Annotated in this window: 17 protein-coding genes and 4 pseudogenes; 9 read left to right on the forward strand and 12 right to left on the reverse strand. The window is 66.3% G+C overall.

What is annotated here, in order from left to right:
• Nucleotides 1-259: 259 nt before the first annotated feature.
• The 6 genes from E0504_RS31530 to E0504_RS31555 form a co-directional block, all read right to left on the reverse strand.
• The gene (locus E0504_RS31530; RefSeq protein WP_131626322.1) at nucleotides 260-1,381 is read right to left on the reverse strand and encodes an ABC transporter substrate-binding protein; all 1,122 of its coding nucleotides are present in this window, start codon (nucleotides 1,379-1,381) and stop codon (nucleotides 260-262) included.
• 92 nt (nucleotides 1,382-1,473) lie between these two features.
• Nucleotides 1,474-2,604, reverse strand: a complete 1,131-nt coding sequence (locus tag E0504_RS31535; RefSeq protein WP_131626323.1) for an ABC transporter substrate-binding protein — start codon at nucleotides 2,602-2,604, stop codon at nucleotides 1,474-1,476.
• 90 nt (nucleotides 2,605-2,694) lie between these two features.
• Nucleotides 2,695-3,567 (reverse strand): ABC transporter permease, encoded by an 873-nt coding sequence (locus tag E0504_RS31540; protein ID WP_131626324.1) that lies wholly within the window; start codon nucleotides 3,565-3,567, stop codon nucleotides 2,695-2,697.
• Nucleotides 3,564-4,406: an ABC transporter ATP-binding protein gene (locus tag E0504_RS31545; RefSeq protein WP_131626325.1), complete on the reverse strand. Its 843-nt coding sequence runs from the start codon at nucleotides 4,404-4,406 to the stop codon at nucleotides 3,564-3,566. The genes E0504_RS31540 and E0504_RS31545 overlap by 4 nt, the downstream gene beginning before the upstream one ends.
• A 1,699-nt stretch (nucleotides 4,407-6,105) precedes the next feature.
• The gene (locus tag E0504_RS31550) at nucleotides 6,106-7,314 is read right to left on the reverse strand and encodes an MFS transporter (RefSeq protein ID WP_131626326.1); all 1,209 of its coding nucleotides are present in this window, start codon (nucleotides 7,312-7,314) and stop codon (nucleotides 6,106-6,108) included.
• A gap of 3 nt (nucleotides 7,315-7,317) precedes the next feature.
• Complete coding sequence (locus E0504_RS31555) at nucleotides 7,318-8,235, reverse strand: NAD(P)-dependent oxidoreductase (protein WP_207974619.1); 918 nt, start codon at nucleotides 8,233-8,235, stop codon at nucleotides 7,318-7,320.
• Between the two features lie 157 nt (nucleotides 8,236-8,392).
• On the opposite strand from E0504_RS31555, the pseudogene E0504_RS54445 reads away from it, so the two are divergent.
• From E0504_RS54445 to E0504_RS54455, 3 genes and pseudogenes are all read left to right on the forward strand, one after another.
• A pseudogene (locus E0504_RS54445) lies at nucleotides 8,393-8,653 on the forward strand (IS3 family transposase); the annotation flags it as partial.
• A gap of 95 nt (nucleotides 8,654-8,748) precedes the next feature.
• Nucleotides 8,749-8,805: pseudogene (locus tag E0504_RS54450) on the forward strand (hypothetical protein); the annotation flags it as partial.
• A 62-nt stretch (nucleotides 8,806-8,867) separates the two neighbouring features.
• Nucleotides 8,868-9,041, forward strand: coding sequence for an IS3 family transposase (locus E0504_RS54455; RefSeq protein ID WP_131626329.1), 174 nt, complete (start codon nucleotides 8,868-8,870; stop codon nucleotides 9,039-9,041).
• 450 nt (nucleotides 9,042-9,491) lie between these two features.
• Here the strand turns inward: E0504_RS54455 and E0504_RS31570 are convergent, their stop codons facing one another.
• From E0504_RS31570 to E0504_RS31580, 3 genes are all read right to left on the reverse strand, one after another.
• Nucleotides 9,492-10,010 carry a transposase family protein gene (locus E0504_RS31570; protein WP_131626330.1) on the reverse strand — a complete coding sequence of 173 codons (519 nt, stop codon included), beginning with the start codon at nucleotides 10,008-10,010 and terminating at the stop codon, nucleotides 9,492-9,494.
• A gap of 64 nt (nucleotides 10,011-10,074) precedes the next feature.
• Complete coding sequence (locus tag E0504_RS31575) at nucleotides 10,075-10,476, reverse strand: tautomerase family protein (RefSeq protein ID WP_131626331.1); 402 nt, start codon at nucleotides 10,474-10,476, stop codon at nucleotides 10,075-10,077.
• 158 nt (nucleotides 10,477-10,634) lie between these two features.
• Complete coding sequence (locus E0504_RS31580; RefSeq protein ID WP_207974620.1) at nucleotides 10,635-11,465, reverse strand: enoyl-CoA hydratase/isomerase family protein; 831 nt, start codon at nucleotides 11,463-11,465, stop codon at nucleotides 10,635-10,637.
• Nucleotides 11,466-11,753: 288 nt separating this feature from the next.
• On the opposite strand from E0504_RS31580, the gene E0504_RS31585 reads away from it, so the two are divergent.
• Both E0504_RS31585 and E0504_RS31590 read left to right on the forward strand, forming a co-directional pair.
• Nucleotides 11,754-12,719 carry a dihydrodipicolinate synthase family protein gene (locus tag E0504_RS31585; RefSeq protein ID WP_131626332.1) on the forward strand — a complete coding sequence of 322 codons (966 nt, stop codon included), beginning with the start codon at nucleotides 11,754-11,756 and terminating at the stop codon, nucleotides 12,717-12,719.
• Nucleotides 12,720-12,915: 196 nt separating this feature from the next.
• A complete protein-coding gene (locus E0504_RS31590; protein WP_131626333.1) occupies nucleotides 12,916-13,689 on the forward strand; it encodes a FadR/GntR family transcriptional regulator in 774 nt (257 codons plus the stop codon).
• Between the two features lie 59 nt (nucleotides 13,690-13,748).
• Here the strand turns inward: E0504_RS31590 and E0504_RS31595 are convergent, their stop codons facing one another.
• Entirely contained in the window at nucleotides 13,749-13,901 is a 153-nt protein-coding gene (locus tag E0504_RS31595) for a hypothetical protein (protein ID WP_373693960.1), read from the reverse strand.
• A gap of 263 nt (nucleotides 13,902-14,164) precedes the next feature.
• Here E0504_RS31595 and E0504_RS31600 point away from each other — a divergent pair, with 263 nt between their 5' ends.
• The 4 genes and pseudogenes from E0504_RS31600 to E0504_RS54460 all read left to right on the forward strand — a co-directional run.
• On the forward strand, nucleotides 14,165-14,932 hold the full coding sequence (locus E0504_RS31600) for a transposase (protein ID WP_165938663.1): 768 nt from the start codon (nucleotides 14,165-14,167) through the stop codon (nucleotides 14,930-14,932).
• 35 nt (nucleotides 14,933-14,967) lie between these two features.
• Nucleotides 14,968-16,034, forward strand: a pseudogene (locus tag E0504_RS31605) (integrase core domain-containing protein).
• A gap of 122 nt (nucleotides 16,035-16,156) precedes the next feature.
• On the forward strand, nucleotides 16,157-16,849 hold the full coding sequence (locus tag E0504_RS31610; protein WP_131626335.1) for an ATP-binding protein: 693 nt from the start codon (nucleotides 16,157-16,159) through the stop codon (nucleotides 16,847-16,849).
• A 703-nt stretch (nucleotides 16,850-17,552) separates the two neighbouring features.
• Nucleotides 17,553-17,612, forward strand: a pseudogene (locus E0504_RS54460) (hypothetical protein); the annotation flags it as partial.
• 51 nt (nucleotides 17,613-17,663) lie between these two features.
• Here the strand turns inward: E0504_RS54460 and E0504_RS31625 are convergent.
• Nucleotides 17,664-18,218 (reverse strand): GNAT family N-acetyltransferase, encoded by a 555-nt coding sequence (locus tag E0504_RS31625; protein ID WP_131626336.1) that lies wholly within the window; start codon nucleotides 18,216-18,218, stop codon nucleotides 17,664-17,666.
• Nucleotides 18,215-19,528: a hypothetical protein gene (locus tag E0504_RS31630; protein ID WP_243657694.1), complete on the reverse strand. Its 1,314-nt coding sequence runs from the start codon at nucleotides 19,526-19,528 to the stop codon at nucleotides 18,215-18,217. The genes E0504_RS31625 and E0504_RS31630 overlap by 4 nt, the downstream gene beginning before the upstream one ends.
• Nucleotides 19,529-19,655: the final 127 nt, after the last annotated feature.

The raw sequence follows: 19,655 nt of genomic DNA on the forward strand, positions 1-19,655 counted from the left end.
GCCGGCGATCACTTAAAGCATGACCATTGGGCTCGCGGGGTGTGGCCATCGGGCACCTCCCACCGGAACAGCCCCAGCCAGATCCACAACCGTACGTCCAGCTTCCCCAACCTGACCAACCAGCGCTAAAACCCCAGGTCACCACCGGTGGCCGAGTTCTGACACCCCACAGGGCCCGCTCAGCTCGGCGGCCTCCGCGTCGCCGAGTTCCTCGAGCGGCCCCTCACCGATCCCAGGAGGGAGCCGCCGCCATTGAGGGTCAGTTCCCGGTCACCGACTCGAGGCTGGGCCGGAGCGGGAGACCTAGCGCCTTCTGCGCTCTCCAAAGGGGCAGCAGGTCGGTGAAGTCCTTCCAATCCGTGCCCTCAGGTGCGGTTTCGAACCGGATACTGTCCTCGATGAACTGGTCCATGTCGGCGACCTCGAATCCGCCGTCGAGCGTGTGGTAATCGGGAGCGTTCTCCTCCTCGTAGGCGGCGACGTACTCCGCCGGCATGTTGAAGTCCTTGGCATTCATGAGGTCGACGACCTCATCTTTGTGCGTGGGGTCATCGACGTACGCGCGGCCTTTGAGAACGGCTGCGAGGAACGCGGCAGCCGTCTCCGGGCTCTCGTTCAGGATGCCCGCGGCCGCCCAGCCGCTCTGCGGAACCTGCCTGAGCGTTTCGAGGAGGATCCTCCCGCCCTCGTTCTCGATCATCTCTCGGTGCCGAATTTGGATGTTCCCGGCGTCGATCGTTCCCGAGAGGATGGCGGTGAGGCGCTCGTTTGAGCCTCCACCGGTCGACACGATATTGACGTCCTTCTCGGGGTCGATGCCGTTGCTCCGCAGCAGCTCGCGGAGGTTGGCATCGTTACGGGAGTTGAACTCCCCTCCACTGATCGTCTTACCGTCGAGGTCTGAGACGGACTCGATGCCCTCACGCACGCCGAGTCCGACGAACTCTCCTCCGAAGGTGACTCCGAGAAATCGGATGCCGGACTCACTCTGCTTGGCAGCGGCCATGATGCTGTCCGTGTCGTAGTTGATGAAGTCGAGCGATCCGCCGATAAGTGCAGGAATCGGGTCGTCGAGGATCTTGATGTCAACCGAGTCGATACCGACCTCCTTGAAGTAGCCCTTCTCGAGGGCGATGAGGATGTCGTTGTGGAACACGTAGTGCGGGTTCAGGACGCCGACGGTGAGATTTTTCTTCACTTTCGATGTGTCGATCGATGTGTCGAGGTCGTCCGCGCTGGCGGGGACCGAGGACGACACGCTGTCCAAGGCCCCTCCGCCGCCGGCCGACGAGGTGCCGCACCCCGCGACGACCATGGCGAGGACTGCCGCAAGCGCCGGGAGGGCCCGGCGGCTCGTTGATGCGCTTGTCAGGTTGAGCATGACAGTTTTCTCTCTTCGTGCCGCTAGCGGGAGCGATCAGCTGGTGAATGGAGCACGGCCGGCGTTGTCGCCCGCCGGCTTCGGCTCGGCGGCTAGAGGTCCGATGGGGCCGGGCGGAGGGGAATTCCGAGCTCCTTCTGTGCCTGCCACAGCGGAAGCAGGTCGGTGAGCTCTCGCCATTTGGTGCCGACCGGCGCGGTCTCGAACTTGATGGAGTCCGCCACGAACGTGTCCATGTCGCCGACCTCGAAGCCCGCATCGACTGTGTGGTAGTCGGGCGCGTTCTCGTCGGCGTAGGCCGCGACGTACTCGGCAGGGATTTCGTAGTCCGCCGCCTCCATCAGTTCGATGACCTCGTCCTGGTGGCTGGGGTTGACGATGTAGGCCCTGGCCTTGAGGACAGCCGCCAGGAACGCCGCGACCGTCTCTGGGCTGTCCACGAGGAGCTGGTCGGCCGCCCAGCCGCTCTGCGGCACGGCCTGGGTCTTCTCCAGCAGGAACTTGCCGCCGACGTCCTCCAGGAACTTGCGGTGACGAATCTGAAGGCTGGCGCCGTCCATGGTCCCTGCGAGGACGGCGGCGAGGCGGTCATTGGCCGTGCCGCCGCTATTCACCACCTTCAGGTCGTCCAGGTCGACACCGTTCTCGGTGAGCAGCTGACGCAGGTTGAAGTCGGTGCGACTGTTGGCCTGGCCGGCTCCGATTTTGGTGCCCACCAGGTCGTCGGTCGTGTCGATGCCTGCCATTACCCCGAGGCCGATGAACTCCTTGCCGAAGTTGACACCGAGGTAGCGCAGATTCGAGCGAGACTGCTGAGCTGCGGAGAAGATCGCGTCGGTGTCGGCGGCCACGAGGTCAAGCGAGCCACCGATGAGCCCTGGAATCGGTTCGTCGAGCACCTTGATGGTGACGTCCTCGATGCCGACTTCGTCGAAGTACCCCTTTTCCTCAGCCACGACGACGTCTTCACTGAAGATATAGTGCGGATTGTCCACACCCACGACCAGAGACTTCTTGACCTTGGCGGGGTCCACAGGAGTGAGGCCCGACTCTAATCGCAGCTGTCCCGATGCGACATTGTTGCCACCACCCTCGGAACCATTCGTCGTAGCGCAGGCCCCAGTCGCGAGAACCAGCGCAACTGTCAGCGCTTGCACAATCGACAACGATCTCTTCACATCCGCCTCCTCGTCGGTTTGGTAGTGGTCTGGTATTCCGGTCATGGGCGCGATGGATCGGTCCCTGAGCCGACGTGGTTCCCGAGAGAGGTCACATCGGACTGGGCTGGTGGGTTTACTGGGACTATCCGAGCCTCACATCTTCGGTATGGCTCTCCATGGAGCAGCACGTCGCTCGAGCACGTTCATGGACTGCACCAGACCCACCGACATCACGGCGAGGATGATCAGGATCGCGTACATCGTGGGCGAGTCGAAGTTGTCTCCAGCCTTGTTCAGCAGGAAGCCGAGGCCTTCGCCCGAGCCACCGAGCAGCTCACCGATGAGCATGCCGACCAGTCCGCGCGCGATGCCTTGGTTAACGCCCGAGATCACGAAGGGAAGCGTGAAGGGAAGGATGATCTTTCTGTACAGCTGCAACCGGCTCGCACCGAATACGTTGCCTGCCCTGATGAGCGACGGATCGACCGTCTTCACCCCTGCCATGCAGTTCACCGTGATCGGGAAGACGGCCGACAGAACGATGATCGTCAGCTGCATGGAGTTACCGAAGCCCAGGATCAGGATCAGCAGAGGGATCAAGGCGACTCGCGGCAGGGAGACCATCGCCCAGACGTACGGGCTGAGGATGAGGTCGGCGCTCCGGCTCGCGCCCATCAGCAGTCCGATGGGAATCCCGATCACGGCCGAGATGACCAGGCCGATCAGCAGATTGGACAGGCTGTGCCACAGCTCCGGAGGGATGGTCCCGTCCACGAGGCCCGTCCACATCGCGGAAAAGATGTCCGACGCCCTCGGGAAGAAGAGCGGGTTGAGCAGCTCAGTGCGTGCCACTAACTCCCAGAGGACGAAGAACGTAGTGAGATTCGCGATCGTGATCGCCGTCGACTTGAACGACGCAAGCCGGCTGACCTCAATGGATTCGGTCTGGGCGGCCTTGGAGATCCCCGGCCCTGTGCCCTTCGTCGAGCCGCCGACACCGGATGCCGTCGTCGTCATGCTCTTCATACTTCATCTCCCTTCGCACCCAGCGCCTCGTCGGCCAGGAGGTTCCACAGGTGCTGGCGAATCTCCTGGAACCGAGGGTGCGACTTCAGATCCTGGTGGGCGAAGCGGGGCCTGGGGAGCTCGACGTCCACGACCTCTCGAATGCTTCCGGGCCGGTTGGACACCACGACCACCCGGTCCCCGAGCATGACCGCCTCATCGATTGAATGCGTGATGAAGACTACGGTCTGCTTTGTCTCCGAGATGATCGACTCGAGCTCGGCCTGCATCGCCTCCCGCGTCATCGCGTCGACGGCACCGAACGGCTCGTCCATCAAGAGGATCTCTGGCTTCGTGACCAGGGCTCGAGCGATGCCGACCCGCTGCTGCATGCCGCCGGAGAGCTCGTGCGGATAGCTCTTCTCGAATCCTCTGAGGCCAACCAGCTCGAGCACCTCGGCGATTCTGTCGCCGCGCTCAGCGTTCGGGACCCGACCACGCCGGTTCTCCATGGCGAAGGCGATGTTGCCTTCGACAGTCCTCCAGGGCAGGAGTGCGTAGTTCTGGAACACCATTGCCCGGTCGGCGCCGGGTCCGGTCACCTTGAGTCCACGAACCTTGACCGACCCGCTGACCGGCTTGACGAATCCGGCAATCATGTTGATGAACGTGGTCTTGCCGCAGCCCGAAGGACCGACGATGGCGAGGAACTCGCCCTTGCGTACGCTCAGCGTGACATCGCGGAGGGCGATGAGTCGCGTCTTCGCACGACGGTTCTCGTACGCAGCCGTTGCGCCGGCCGCTTCGATGAGACCCTCCGCTGGCGCCTCGCCCTCTCGATGTCCCTGATTGATGATCATCCTTCGGGGCGGGTCTTGCACGTTCACCATTGTTGTCCTATCTGGCGAGAGCTGTCTGTGCGCCTCACGAGGGTCAGCGCAGTGGGTAAGCCGAAGGTGCCACCGAGGAAGCGCGGCACCGAGGCATCGGTCCCGCGACCACTCGACGCGCGTCCGCAAGCGTGGACCGAGGTCGCCTGGCCATCGCTCACGAAACACCTCAAGATTGGCCTTGCGGCTATGCCACTTTAGGATGGTGTGAGCGTGGCCACATGTCAAGACCCAGGCCGAACTTCCTCAGGGTCGACGCCATCAGAGACCGATCACAGCCGCTGAAGGTATTCCGGTTGGGTGGCTGCATCTCGGCGGTGTCGCCCTGGGGGTGCTCGGATCGACGCGCGACGGGTCTCGACCGCGTGCCCAAGTTGCCAGGCCACCGCGAAGACCCAATGGTGGAATCCGAGCAGTCGTGCGGCCCCTGGCGGGGCTGAGACACATCCACGAGATCACGAACGCACCTCAGCCGACGGCGCGCCTGCTGTCCGGTCGTTGCGGTCGCTCGTGAACGCCGATCGTTCGACAGCGGATCCCACCGGCCCTTCGAGGCCGGGGGCCGGCTATCGCCGAGCTCACCACCGCGGTGCGACTACGGTCAGCGTGCTCGACCGGCTACTGAGCCACCCGCTGGCACATTGTCGTCACCCACTGGTGCTGCCGACAACGTCAAAACTGAAAGTGATGATGACCAGGGCACCATCCGGCGGGTTCAGGGTCTGACTCGAGATTGACGGGCGCGAGCGGCTACCTTGAATGGGATCCGTCGACCCATCGGCTGGTGTCCGTGGCCATGAAAACGCCACGCCCGACCCGGTCGCGTGCCGCCCATCCCCGGTCAGGAGGACCGGACTGTCATCGCCACCATGTCGCACCAAGACATGGAACGAGAAGTCTTCGCCGGCGTCGATACTCACGCTGACACCCATCACGCCGCGGTCATCGATGCCCTCGGTCGGCGGCTCGCAACCATTAGTTCGCAGCAACCCCGATGGCTACCGTCGGCTGCTGGGCTGGATCCGCACCTTGGGGGCTGTCCAGGCGGTCGGCGTTGCGGGCACGGGTGCCTACGGCGCCGAGCTGGCCCGGGTGTTGCGTGCGGCCGGGGTCACCGTGCTCGAGGTCGACCGACCAGACCGATCCAGCCGCCGGTTCCACGCCAAGGCCGACCCCTCGATGCCTATGTCGCAGCCGCTGCGGTCGCCTCGGGTCGAGCCGCGGGGATCCCGAAGTCACGCGACGGGATCGTGGAGTCGATCCGCTGCCTGCGGGTCGCGCGACGCTCAACGGTCAAGGCCAGAACCCAGTGCACCAACCAGATCCGCGGGCTGCTGGTTCCGGACCGGCCGACCTGCGGGAACTGAGGTGGGCCCCGTCGAGGGCCGAACAATGAGGAACCGGCGCTGGGCCTCACCACCTGGGAGTCGCCGCATCGACTTCGTCGGGAGGGCGGATTGCGTTACGTCGGATGGGACTGGGCAAGCCGAACCCACGACGTCACGGTGCTCGAGGACGATGGCAGCGTGGTGGACCGGGGGCGTTCGGCCATACCGAAGCAGGGTGGACGTCGACATTGCACCGGCTGCTAGGGTGGGAGGATTGAGGAGTCAAGCCGATGGGTACCGGCGCCTCCCGGACGAACCGGGTCGTCCCCTGGGAGCCCCAATCAGGAGGACAACAAGCCACGCTCCCATGCGCGGCGCACGAAGAACCCCACGACCGCGACGACCGCGAGCATGGCCGAGCAGAACAGGAACTGCAGTCCCAGCAGTCCCCGGCTCACGAGTGCGCCACCCGTCGCGGTGGACGCGGCATTCCCAGCGAAGAGGCACGTCGCGAAAAGCGCAACGAACATGGCCCGCTCGGCGGGAAGCACCTGGGTCGCCCACGTCTGCAGCGACGAATGACTCATCCCCCACGTCAAGCCAAGAAGCCCCGCCGCGATCACGCCCGCGAGCAGGGAACCGAGCAGGCCGATCACGGCGGCTCCGCATGCACCGGCCGCGGCACCCACGGCGAGGAACACCGACGCAGGCGTGCGCGTCGAGAGCCGACCGACCACGGTGGCAGTGACCACGACGGCAAGACCGAAGAACATGATCGAGGCCGAGGACACCACCATACTGAGTCCTGTGAACTCCAGGGCGGTCGGAAGGAACGTGAGACATCCGTGGACGCCCGCACCTTCGGCGAAGACCAGCGCGAGAAGCACGAGCGCATACCTGCACCGCAGTGTCCTGGCCAGCGAGACGACCGCAGACGCGCGGCGCGCGGCGGCTGGTGAGGGGTCCCTCAACCGGTACATCATCGTCGCCGCTGCGAGGACGAGGAGAAGGCTGACCACCAAGGCCCATCGCCACCCCATCAGCGTCCCGACCACGCCCGACGCCGCCGTCGCGGTCGTGGTGCCCAGGGCGTTCGCCGTCATCAACGCTGTTAGCCCACGCTGACGCGAAGCATCCGGAAGCGCACTCCCCGTGTAAATAAGGGACGCGGGCACCAGCGCGCTGAGGAGACCGCCACCGACCGCGCGGCTTGCGACGAGCGCGCCCAAGGACGGCGACAGGACCGCCAGCAGGGTCGCGACCACGCCGGCCGTCGCACAGAAGCGCAGGACATGGGCTGGGCCGTACCGGCTCGAGGCGACGCCCCACAGTGGCTGCATCAGCCCGTAGGCGAGGAAGTACGCGCTGACCGCGAAGCTGACCTGGGCCATCGAAGCGTCGAAGTCCGTCGCGATCGCGAGCATCATCGCCGGCATCGTGTAGCGGTCGTAGACACTGGCGAAGTTGCCCAGGCGAAGGATGCGCAGGGCTCGCACATACGGGTCGTCGGGCTCAGCCCCGAGCATGTCGTCCGGATCCTCCTGCGTCAAGGGTCAGTCCTTGAGCTCCAGGCCGGCGCTGCGGGCCTGCTGGACGTAGAGGGAGAGGAAGTCGAGGTCCCGCAGACCGATGCCGATCGCGGACTGGATGAGCTGGTGGACCGACGAGCCGACCGGCATGGGCACCTCCAGCGACCGGGCCTGCGCCAGCCCCAGGTCGAAGTCCTTGCGGAGGAGCTCAGTCGTGAACGTAGGGGTCCAGTCCAGCTCCACCAGGTCCTTGGTGCGCTTGCGCACCCAGTCCGACCCGAGCACGGTTCCGTTGAGGAACGCCAAGAAGGCGGCCCGGTCGGTACCGCCCTTCTCCGCGAGCGCTGTGACCTCGACCAGCGTCTGGACCATCATGCCCAGGTAGAGGTTGTGACAGAGTTTGACGAGCCTGCTCTGCTCCCCGGTACCTGCGTACACCGCCGCCCTGGCGATCTGAGCAAGGTAGGGCTCCGCGGCCCTGAACGTGGCCTCGGGGCCTGAGGCGACGATCGAGGCGCCACCCTCGGCGACGACATGCGGGTTGCCGCTGACCGGCGCGGCCAGGAACTCCACGTCCGCGTCGACCACGAGGCGCCTTACTCTTGCCGAGGTCTCGCTGGACACCGTCGAACAGTCAACGATCATGTTCGGCCGGCTGCCGCCACAAAGCAGCCCGCGAGGGCCCGCGACCACCTCTTCGAGGTCCTTGGGCGTGGAGACCATGACGAAGACGATGTCGGCCTCGCCGAGGTCCGCGATCTCGCCGACTGCAGTGGCACCACTCGCCTCGAGCGGCGCGGTCTTCTCCTTGGTGCGGTTCCACACCATTACGTCGTTCCTGGCGTCGACCAGACGCTGCGCCGTCGCGGCGCCCATGCGTCCGGTGCCCAGCCAACCAAGCTTGTGCATGTCGAGCGGCTCCTTGCCTCGGTTCTGTGTCATGAAATGCTCGTCTGTCGGACCAGCACCGAGAACGCGGAGCTGGCCGCGGCCCGTGCCAGAATCGCCGAACTCGAGACGGAGCTGGCGATCCACCGACGGACGACGGAGCTGCTCGGCACGGTGGTGCCCCAGAAGACGGTTCGAGGCCATCAAAGTGATGGCAGCAGAGGGCCTGCCCGCCCAGAAAGCCACCCGGGTCCTGGGAGTGTCGGAGTCGGGCTACTGCTTCTGGCGCGATCGGCCGCCGTCGGCACGCGCGGTCCGCCACGCCTGGCTGACCGAGCAGATCGAAGCCGTGCACACCATGTCCAACGGCGTCTACGGTGCCCGCCGCGCCCACGCCGAGCTCACCCTCGGCCTGGGTATCAGTGTCGGGCACGGAGCGGTGGAACTGCTGATGCGCAACGCTGGGTTGAAGGGCCTGCCCGGCAACCGCCGCCGACGACCCCGCCATCAGACCCCGACCGCCGGCGACCTGGTGGACCGGCGGTTCACCCGGGAGCGGCCAACTGGTTGTGGGTCACCGACATCACCGAGCATCCAACCCGGGAAGGCGAGGTCTACTGCGCCGTCGTCCTCGACGTCCACTCCCGCCGCGTCGCCGGCTGGTCGATCGATCGTTCTGGGGACGGATGCAGATCGAGTTGCTCAACCGGCGCCGTTGGAAGACCCGGATCGAGCTCGCCAACGCGATCTTTGAATATTTGGAGATCTTCCATAACCGGCAGCGGCGTCACTCGTCGCTCTGCATGCTCACGCCTGTCCAGTTCGAGCTCCAAGCCCAGCCTATCGAACCCGTAGCATGACCACGAACCCTAGCAGCCTGACTCCACGGAACTCGGGGCACATCAGGGTCTCCGGACACGCCGGGGGGCTTCAGAATGCCTGCAGCGCCAGTCGTGTCGGCGCGCCTGGGCGGTCGTACGCCGTCGCTACCAAGCGGTCGCCGTTGGCACGCCTTGAAGCTATTCAGAAACTCTTTTGATTCTCTCGAAGCTCAGCACCCGCTCGGATTGCCGTTCGTTGATTTTCTGGAGTCCGACAGCGGCCTGGATATCGGTGTCGATACGGCTGAGGTCGCTGTGGTAGCGGGTGGTGAGGATCCGCCAGTTCTTCGTGTGGGTGACCCCCCATCAGCGGCGACCCGGACGGATGCGAACTCGGTGTTGAGCTGTCTCTGCCAGCCGGCCAGCGGTATTCCCGGCTTCTTTTCACCGGGGTGTGGAGGGCGGGTTCGCCTTCGTAGCCGAGGTCGGTCATGCAGCCACTGGCACGTCGCACCAGCTGCACCCAGCCGGCCTCGCGGAAGCAGTGCACGTCGTGCCAGCTGCCCGGGAAGGCACGGCTGGCCCGAGGATCCGCCCGTGTAGGTCGACGGCGAGCTGGACGTTGACGCCGTGGCGGCGGTGCTTGCCAGACAGAAGATCTTTGCGGTGGTGCCAGGCGAATGTTGGGATCAGCGTTCCATCGATCAGGCAGACCAGGCCCTTCACCTGCCCGGACAGGGCTTTGGTGGTGGCGCCAAGAGCATCGGCGAGGAAAATGGCCATGATCTGGTGGTAGGTCCAGGCGGTGCTGATCCCGATCCCGAAGTCCTCGGCGAGCTCCTGGTAGGTGGCGTTGCGGCGTAGCCGGCACAGGGCCAGGCGCAGGGCGGAGACCAGGTCCAGATCGCGGGGACGGCCCTGGTGGCGGTGCCAGTCGGGGAAGTGCTGCTCGGCCATCGCGACGACGACGTCGGCAGCTTTCATGCTCAGACCGGGAAGTCGATACACTGGAAGCACCCTCTTCGTGGTCGACGTGTTTTCGACAAAACTCACGTTCCACGAAGAGGGCCTGTCATACCGGGGACGGGTGAAGATTCCCGAAACGTTGTACGGAACGAGGGAAGACTCCCGGTTCGTCGCTGGTCGGGACGTTCTGGCCGGGTTGCCCGCTCTCCTCGACGGCGGGGCTCGGCGCGGGTTCCGATCGAACCGGCCGGTTATCTGCTTTGAAATCTACTATGACGAGTTTCGGAAAAACTTCCTTGTAGCTCTGCGGTGTTCTGTCGACGTACCGTTCCGCGAACGTCTTGCCGCTCTTCATCTTTTCGGTCCACTTGGCCTCGATGATCTGTACGGTGACGACATCCGGGGGACAGTCGAGGTTCTCGACCACGGCCGTGGTGATGGCTTGCATCATGCCCCTCTTCTGGGCGCCGGTACGGCCCTCGGCCATGAACACGTGAACTTCCGGCATACGCGTCTCCTTCCATGCTCCGCCGCGGCCTCGGTAGGCAAGCGACGGGTGGACGCCCTGACGCGGGGGTCAGAGATACTCGCCCCGCGCCGGGGAGATCATCGGGGCGGGCACTGGGCCCGACCGTTCAGTCCTTGTCGAAGTTGTTCCGCCGGCCGTCACGGACGTACCTCACCGTCTCGGAGATCGTGTCCCGGTTGTGGATCGACCTCTGCTTGGCGACGTGGCCAAACATCTGGATGCCGAAGCCGCCGTCCAGGTCGTCGACGATGCGCTTCTTCCACGGACGCCGGACGATCTGAGTCGTGAGCCGGCGAGTGACACGAGGCTGGCTCATGATGTGCTCGGCGATCGCCACCGCTCGGTCCAGAAGCTGCTCGCGGCAGCACCTCGTTGACCATCCCCCACTCGAGCCCCTTCCGAGCCGTGATCGCCTCACCGGTGAGCAGTGCGTACGCCGCCCGCTTCACTCCGAGCAGCTCCTGGAAGCAGCTGTGGATTCCGTCGCCCGGGACCGAGCCGATGTCATAGTGGAGGTCGAAGATGGTCGCGTCTTCGGCACAGAGAGTGATGTCACACATCAGCACGATCTCACTGTGGAACCCGGGGCCGTTGAAGATGCCGATAGTAGGGATCTCGAGGTCGTTGATGAGCGAACTGATGTTGATCCGGCCGTCCTTGTAGGCGTATTCGTACGCCCAGTTCGGCAGGTCCTGCTCTTCCAGTTCGAAACCCTCGGGATCGGAGTCCATCATGAACTCCTCGCCGCTGCCGGTCAGGATCAGGACCTCGTTCTCGGGATCTGCGCCAAGGGTCTTGAGTATCTGGCCAAGGGCGCGGTGGTTCTGGACACTCAACTGGATCGGGCCGCCGACAGTGTGCGCGGCGGCGGCGACCACACCGTCGTCGCGCTGCAGGTCGAAGAAGTCGCGGAACGACTCGCGGTAGTCCTCGAACGTGGGGGTGGGGATGAACTCCTGCAACGACATCTGCCTGGTCCTCGGCTGGTCGGTCCGGCGCTTGCCACGAGCCGGTAGCTGAGGCACTCCGCGCGAGACGGAGTGAATAAGTGGCTTTGCCAGTATGCATCAGAAGGGTGCGCCGCTGTCAAGCGAGGAGGAGCGCAGGCTTCGACCGAAGCACCCATTGGAACTTCTTGAACGTCGACACCGCAGGCCTTCCGCGCTGGTTGCGCACGGGCCCCCGTTGACAGACGCCATCTCAGAGTCCACACTTAATTGGACTAGCCAGATGGCCACTGACAGCTGGGGAGCTAGATGAAGTACGCGCGGGCAGACGCCAAGCAGGCCGCTCGTGAGCAGTTCACGGGACTATGGGCGGCCGTCACGACACCGTTCACGGCCGCCGGCCAGGTGGACGCCGACGCGACGGCCAGCGACATCGGCCACGTTGCGGACCGCCTGGGTGTGGGCGGCATCTTCTGCACCGGCGTGATGGCAGAGTTCTGGTGCCTGACAACGGAGGAGCGCAAGCGCGCAGTCGAGACGGTGGTCGAGGCCGCGACCGGGAAGGTCCCCGTGCTCGCGCACACCGGACACCACTCCGCACGCGAGACCGTCGAGCTGACCCGGCATGCCGAGCAGGCTGGAGCGGACTTCGCGGTGGTGATCACCCCCTACTACCCGGTGAGCTCCTATCAGGGTCTGCGGGCCTGGTTCCACGAGGTGCTGTCCGCGGTCGACATCGGCGTTTGGCTCTTCGACACCAGCTACTCCGGCGTGACGCTGCCCATGGACCTCATCGACGAACTCGCTGACCTCGAGAATGTCTGCGGGATCAAGGTGGGTCACGACCACGACCGGTACCTCGAGACCCTACAGCGGGTGGGTGACCGGATGCTGGTGTGCGAGGCCAACGAGGCAATGTGGCTCGAGAACATGCGCGACCACGGCCAGACCGTCTACATGTCCTCCGCCATCCCGTTCCTCTTCCAAACACCGAGTCAACAACCCATGCGCCGGTACACCGAGCTCGCTCTCGCTGGCGAGTTCGAGAAGGCCGCGGAGGTGGCGGCGACGCTGGAGCCACTTCGCACCCTCGGCTCCAAGTGGCTCCACGGACAGTGGCTGCGGGACCGGACCGTGCCCGTGCCGTTCATCAAGGCATGGGCAGGGCTCCTCGGCATGTCCGGCGGTGACCCGCGAGCGCCTCTGACCCGCCTGACAACAGAACAGCGCACCGAACTCGAAGCGGATCTGGCCGCGGTCGGTCTGCTCGAGTAGCGATCGAGCGGGGGTCGGGTTTCCGTCGTGCCTAGCACCCGGGCGATGCGGCCGGTCGCGCGGGTAACCGCAAGGACCGAACCGACACGCGCCCCTCGAGCCAGCCCTGGGTGTTAAGTCACTTAGCCGTTTGACCAATAGGACCTGGATGCGAAACCATCGAGCCGACCAGAATCTCCACTGAAGAGGTGCTTGGATGACCCGGGAGCTGCGAGCCACCGGCGAGACGAACGAGATCGACTTCGGCGAGTTCAAGCCGGTCCCCACGCCACCCCGGCTCTCCGACACCATCGCCGAACGTATCCGGGACTTCATCATCCGCCAGAACCTTGTGGAAGGCACCCGGCTGCCTTCCGAGCGCGCCCTTGCGGAACGGTTCGGCACAAGCCGGCCAACGGTGAGCCAATCGATCAGGACCCTGTCGCTGATGGGGCTTGTGGAGAGCCGCCGCGGGTCCGGTGCATACGTCCTGCGGCGGCCTGACATGGCCGTGGGCACTCAAGCCGGGTCGCTGCTGTCCCCCACCGCCGGCAACCTCGAGCACCTGGTGAACCTGCGGCTGGGGCTGGAAGGCCTCGGGGTTCAAGGTGCCATCGGTCGCGGAGCCGAAGCTGGCCTCGAACAGGCCAGATCCGCTCTGGCCCGACTCGTTGACAGCGTCGGCGAGACCTCGACCTGGATCGCGGCCGACACCGTGTTCCACGCCACGGTGGTGGGGCTCGCCGGTAACCCGGTGCTGACAGCCCTCTACGAGCAGGTCCACACCTCCCTGCTGGAGTACGAGTACGAGCACTGGGTGGAGGCCGACCGGGTTCCGCGTTGGCTCGCCCCCAGGGAGGCGGAGTCCCAGCTGGCCCTGCACGCCCCCATTATTGAGGCCTTGGAGCGCTCCGACCTGGAGGCCACCATCGCCGCAGTACGCCGACACAATGACGTGATGCGGGAGCATCTGCTGAGCCGCGAGGACTGAGTAACTGGCTGGTCAGGTATTTCTTTGATCTTTGGTTGGGGTCAGGCTGGTATGGGCGTTCAGGGGCTGCCCTCGGCCAGGTAGACCAGGGCGGGGAACAGGCCGATGCCGTGTTTGGCGGCGGTGGACAGGTAGCTTCGGATCGCGCAGAACTGACGGGCACCGGTCAGGGTGCGGAGACACCCGGATACTTTCTGCCGTAGCTTGATCATGCGGATGTCGCGTTCAGACCTAGATCGGCCAGTAGGGCATCGGACCTGCGGGTCTGCGGCGCGTCGAACGTGAGCAGGTGCCTGTCACGCAAGGAGAATCGGGGTTGCGAAGCCAACCGAAGCTCAGCGCGAAAGGCACCTGCCGGGTGAGCAGATTACGCGCGACGAAAGCGAGACGGAAGCAGCGCTGCCCGCCGGGCCGGCCGCGGTTACGGTTCGGCCTGCCGGATGCGTCCCTGACGGACCGTTCGGGGCTGGCGGCGGTGACCGCCCTGGTCGACCGGCTGGGGTTTATCGAGGCGTTGGACCTGCAGGTCGGTGAGGTCAAGCAGCGGGCGCGGGGCCTGTCGGCCGGCGAGTTCCTGGTTGGGCTGGCGTGTGCGCAGCTTGCGGGGCAGGCCACCCTGTCCGGGTTGGACCGGTTGCGGTTGGACGAGGCCGGCGGGCAGTTGGCGCCGGCGCCGTTCGCGCCGCCGCGGACCGCGGGGCGCACCGCGGCCCTGTTCGCCCAGGCCCACCTGTCCGGCGTCGAGGCGGCCGTCGCCGAGGTGACCGGTCGGTGGCTGGCGCGGCTGCCGGCGCAGCGGCGCTGCGAGCTGTCGCGGCGCCGGCCCACGATCGACCTGGACTCCACCGATGTGGAGGTCTACGGCCGGACGAAGCGGGGGGTGGCCCGCACCTACGAGGGAAACTGGCTGGCCGGCCGCATCTGGCGAGCTGGGCAGAAGCCGGGGCTGGTGCTGGCCGGTGACCTGCTCTCGGGTGACGAGGATACGCGGCCCCGCTGCGTGGATCTGCTGCGCTGGGCGTTGGCCGCCCTGCCCGCGGCGGTGTGCGCACCTCCGGTCGTGCGCGCCGACGCCGGCTTCTTCACCGGCGAACTCGCGCACGCCGCCGTCACCGCGGGCTGTGACTTCGCGATCGCGGCGAAACGCAACACCGCGCTGTGGAGGTCCTACGCCGCCGTCCCCGAGAACGCCTGGAGTCCTGTGGGGTGCCAGAAGTCGGCTTGGGCCTGTGACCTGGGATGATGCGGCGGAGCGGGCTGCCGGCATGATGGTCAGCTATGTCCATCCGCCTGCTCTATCTGATCTTCGTTCGGATGTGCGGCTGGCTGGTCCTCTTCGGTCGTTCGTCGGCGTCGAAGGACATCGAGCTGCTCGTGTTACGGCACGAGGTCGCGCTGCTGCGCCGTACCCAGCCCAAGTCCCAGTGGGACTGGCAGACCAGGCGATTCTCGCCGCACTGATCCGACTCCTGCCCAAGACGTTGCGAGCCCACCGGCTGATCACCCCTGGCACCGTCCTGCGGTGGCACCGCCGTCTGATCACAAAGAAGTGGACCTACCCGCAGCGGACGGGCCGACCTCCGACCAGCACGGAGATCGCCATCCTCATCGAGCGGCTCGCGACCGAGAACACGACATGGGGCTACCGGCAGATCCAAGGGGAGCCCCTCACACTCGGCCACCAGGTCAGCGCGTCCACGATCCGCCGGATCCTGAAGACCCTCGGGCTCCCCCCGGCGCCCCAGCGGCAGACCGACACGACGCGGCGGCAATTCCTGCGCACCCAGGCCTCGACCATGCTGGCCGTCGACTTCTTCCACGTGGACTGCGCCGTGACGCTGCGACGTCTGTACTGCTTCTTCGTCCTGGAAGTCGGCTCCCGCACCGTCCACATCCTCGGGGTCACCGCCCACCCGGACGGACCGTGGACCACCCAACAAGCCCGGAACCTCCTCATGGACCTCGGCGACCGGATGGCCGACTTCCAATTTCTGGTTCGTGACCGGGCCGGCCAGTTCACCGCCTCCTTCAACGCGGTCCTCGCCGACGCCGGCATCACCACCGTCACGATCCCACCCCGGACGCCCCGCGCGAACGCCTACGCCGAACGGTTCGTCCGAACAGTCCGGACCGAGGTCACCGACCGGATGCTGATCTTCGGCGAGCGGCACCTGCCCACCGTCCTGACCGCGTACGCCGCCCACTACAACGGACGACGACCCCACCGCGGCCGCAACCTTCAGCCACCACCGCCCGAGCACCCCATCGCCGACCTGACGAAGAAACGGATCAAGCGCCGACCCATCCTCGGCGGCCTGATCAACGAATACGAACGAGCCGCCTAAAACCCCAGGTCAACACCGGTGACCGAATTCTGGCACCCCACACGCAGGCTCGTCTCCGTACCGCCCGCGTCCCCGCTGCGCGAAGGCGAGCCCAGACCCGATCCCCTCAGCCGGAGAGCCGAATGACCACTGCCCTCGCCGCCACCCCACCCACAACCCCCGAACCGCCTGACCACCCGCTGCCGCACCGCGTCTGGCACTACCCGGCCGCCCCGCGTTCCGCCTCCGACGTTCGCCACGACGTCGCCGCCCAACTCCAATGCTGGGGCCTCGGCAGGTTGACCGACACGGTCACGATCGTGGCCTCGGAGCTGGTCACCAACGCGCTCGCCGCCAGTCACCGCGCACGCCAGGACGGGGACGAGGACCTGACGTCCCGGATCGCGATGCGCCTGACCTACAGCCACCGGGATGTGATCGTCGAAGTGTGGGACGGGGGTACGGGCCGCCCGACCCGCCGGGCCGCCGCCCCCGACGCCGAGGACGGCCGCGGCCTGCTCCTGGTCGCCACGCTGACCCGCGACGCCGGCCACTACCAGGCCCGCGTCCGCACCGCCTCCGGATACCGGACGAAAGGCAAGGTCGTCTGGGCGGCCCTGCCTCACAACACCCCACCCGTCCGCCTCGCCCCGGACCCCTCGACCGAGGATCTCCCGCGACGTGACCCGTCCCCCGCCCGTGAGGAGACCACGCAGACCCCGGACGTCTTCGACCTCGCGCTGCTGCAACGGGTGCGCGACGGCCTGCGCAACCTGGACGACTGGACGTCCCCCACCACGCCGACCCACTCCGACCGCCACGCCCTACCGACCTAGAACAGGAGGCAGCCCATGACCGCCCCCGTTGACCGTTCCTGCCCACCGTGGTGCGAGCAGCCCGCCGGCCACCTGTTCGTCGAACCTGCGGGCCCCGGCGATTACCACATCTCCGCATTCACCGTCATCGACCTGCCGCAACTCCCCGGCCTGCGCGACACAACCGCGATCCAGGTCGCAATCGAGCAGTACATCACCGCGAGAAATAGTCAAGACTGGGAGGGTATGACCGTGCGGCTCACCGGCTCTGGGGCAAGACCGACACCCTCGACGCCGAGGCCGCCGCCCGCGCAGTGCTGGCTGGGCAAGCCACCACAACCGCGAAGACCGGCAACGGATCGGTCGAGATGGCGCGAATTTTCCGGCTGGCCAGGCTCTCCGCGGTCAAGGCCCACACCCACGCCTTTCATCAACTACACGCCGTCCTGCTCTGCGCTGACACCCAGGTACGGGAGTCCCTGGCCGGGGCTCGGCAGAGCCCGGCTGGTCCGCCACTGCGCCGCGCTCGACCCGCAGGATCCCACCGACTCCGCCAGCGCCGCGATCTACACGCTGCGCAGACTGGCCACACGGACCCTCACCCTCACCCTCACCGACGAGATCGACGATCTCAACCAGCAGCTGAAGGCCGTACTCACCCGCCACGCCCCCCGACCTTCTGGCGCAGCCCGGTCTTGGCCCGGACACCACCGCCGCGCTCCTCATCACCGCCGGCGACAACCCCGACCAGTTGGTCAGCGAGGCGTCCTTCGCCGCCCTGTGCGGCACCAGCCCCGTCGCGGCATCCTCCGGCAAAATCCAACGGCACCGCGGCTCAGCATCGGCTCGACCACTTGGTTCGGCTGATCGCGTAGATGTTCCGTGGTTCGCCGTCCCGATCTACCGGGCCTTCGGCGAGCGTGAGACCGAGTTTCTCGGCGACACGGATCGAACCTTTGTTCTCCGGGTGGATGATGCTGATGACCCGCTCGCGACCGGTCTCAGCGAACGCGAACTTTAGCGCGGCTGCGCCGCCCTCGGTCGCGATGCCCTGCCCCCACCGGTCCCGTCGGACAGTCCAGGCCACCTCGATGTCCGGCCAGCCGTACTCCTCGTACAGGCCGGCCCGCCCTAGGAACTCACCCGTCGTTCGATCCTCGATGATCCACATTCCGAACTGGTTCAGGGCCCAGTGGCCGATCTGAAACGCGGTCATGCTCCAGACCGACCCGATGCGGCTCGGCGAGCTGGTGTAGATCGACATGTCTGGATGCCGCGCCATGTCCAGGTACGGCTCGACATCCTCCAGCCGCCACGCGCGGAGCCTCAGGCGTTCGGTGAGGACAGACGGGATGGTGATGACGTCGGGCGGGCCGAACTCGAGAGTCATGCGGGGCTCCCAGGCAGAGCGAGGCGGGATTGCTGGACCAGCGTGCCGAGCGCGTGGACGTCAGGATCCGATGCCCATGGGCCGAGGTCCCTGACGACCTCGGTCATGGCAGAGACGACGCTGGCGGCGAGATGCCCGTCAGGTACCGCCGCGGCGGCCCGGCTCGCTGCAACCGCCGCTGCAGGATCCGGCCGGTCCTGAAGGAGTAGGCCGGACGCCAGGCAGAGGTAGGCGTGGCCGCGCTCCTCATGCGCTCGGGGGTCAATGAGATCGACTGCTTCGCGAGCACGGCGCCTGGCCTCGACGCCGTCTCCAAGCTCGATGGCGCACACCGCGCTGAACATCGCCGCGCTGCCGGCGGTGAACGGGGACGACCCGGGCCGGGGCATCATCGCCGCGCCAGCTGTTTCTCTCATCGCGACCAGGGCCCTCTCCGTCTCGCGGACCCGACCAAGGCGGGCTTGACTCCGCGCCTCATAGGCTGCGAGGCGGGCGGCTAGGTACGGCGGTGCGCCTTGCCGAGCGCGCGCCGCGGCGATGGCGGCCTCGTCCCATCGGTGCGTGTAATAGGCGATGCTGGACCGCAGCGCGGCGAGGGAACCAGTCAGAGTGTCGTCGCCAACCTGGTCCGCGTACCGGTCGGACAGATCGCAGAACCGGCGGGCGTCCCGGTAGTGACCGCCGGCGAACGCAAGCCGGCCAAGGTAGTAGGTCAGCTGGCCGCCGAGGCGAGTAGTCCGCAGACTGTCGGTCACGCTCAAGCGGCGGTCGAGCATGCCCTCGACTTGACGCCATCGGTTTGCGATCTCAGCGATGAGTACCCGGTGTGAGGTGGCGTCGTAGCCGGCGGCGATGTCGTCCAGGTCGTCCTCGAGCTCGCCGAGGGTAGGTGCCGCGCTGGAGGTGTCGATCCGGCGAGTCGTCTCGATCGCAAGAGCGGACAACGCTGCGATCGCGACGAGCTGGCGTCGGTCCGTCCCGTTCACCTCCTCGTCTGACTCTGCGGGCTGCGGCTCGGGTGTGTCTACCCCCGCCGCGGCGCTCAGGTTGCTTAGCCGTACCGCCTTCTGCGCTGCGCGGATCCGGTCACCCAGATCCGTCAGCTCGCTGCCGGTCCCGAACTCGTGGTCGTAGGCCCGGAGGATGTCGCGGGTGGGGAGCCGCCCGCCGTTACGAACGGCGGAAACGTTCTTCCGATCATGAGTAGTGCGTTTCTCTAGCTCCGTGCCCGACAGCGCGTGTTCATCCTGAAGCTGGCGGAAGCGTGCAGCCAGCTTCGCCTTCAGTGCCTCGACACCATCAGGTTGCACGACGTTTCCCCTCGACCGCCAGTGCGCCACGGGTGAGACATTTTTTCCCACCCCTGGGGCAGAAGATCTCACCCTCCCACGGAGGTGTCACGCGCTGTGTGATGGGTCCTGCACGGCGGGAAACACG

The sequence above is a fragment of the Parafrankia sp. BMG5.11 genome, from assembly GCF_004337455.1.

Bases quoted from the DNA above. Each gene is read 5' to 3' on its own strand.
- E0504_RS31555 (WP_207974619.1), bottom strand. From the start codon at position 8,235: ATGACACAGAACCGAGGCAAGGAGCCGCTCGACATGCACAAGCTTGGT.
- E0504_RS31595 (WP_373693960.1), bottom strand. From the start codon at position 13,901: ATGATCAAGCTACGGCAGAAAGTATCCGGGTGTCTCCGCACCCTGACC.
- E0504_RS54455 (WP_131626329.1), top strand. From the start codon at position 8,868: ATGCAGATCGAGTTGCTCAACCGGCGCCGTTGGAAGACCCGGATCGAG.
- E0504_RS31580 (WP_207974620.1), bottom strand. From the start codon at position 11,465: ATGTCGTTGCAGGAGTTCATCCCCACCCCCACGTTCGAGGACTACCGC.
- E0504_RS31545 (WP_131626325.1), bottom strand. From the start codon at position 4,406: ATGATCATCAATCAGGGACATCGAGAGGGCGAGGCGCCAGCGGAGGGT.
- E0504_RS31625 (WP_131626336.1), bottom strand. From the start codon at position 18,218: ATGACTCTCGAGTTCGGCCCGCCCGACGTCATCACCATCCCGTCTGTC.
- E0504_RS31610 (WP_131626335.1), top strand. From the start codon at position 16,157: ATGACCACTGCCCTCGCCGCCACCCCACCCACAACCCCCGAACCGCCT.
- E0504_RS31540 (WP_131626324.1), bottom strand. From the start codon at position 3,567: ATGAAGAGCATGACGACGACGGCATCCGGTGTCGGCGGCTCGACGAAG.
- E0504_RS31575 (WP_131626331.1), bottom strand. From the start codon at position 10,476: ATGCCGGAAGTTCACGTGTTCATGGCCGAGGGCCGTACCGGCGCCCAG.
- E0504_RS31590 (WP_131626333.1), top strand. From the start codon at position 12,916: ATGACCCGGGAGCTGCGAGCCACCGGCGAGACGAACGAGATCGACTTC.
- E0504_RS31535 (WP_131626323.1), bottom strand. From the start codon at position 2,604: ATGACCGGAATACCAGACCACTACCAAACCGACGAGGAGGCGGATGTG.
- E0504_RS31530 (WP_131626322.1), bottom strand. From the start codon at position 1,381: ATGCTCAACCTGACAAGCGCATCAACGAGCCGCCGGGCCCTCCCGGCG.
- E0504_RS31585 (WP_131626332.1), top strand. From the start codon at position 11,754: ATGAAGTACGCGCGGGCAGACGCCAAGCAGGCCGCTCGTGAGCAGTTC.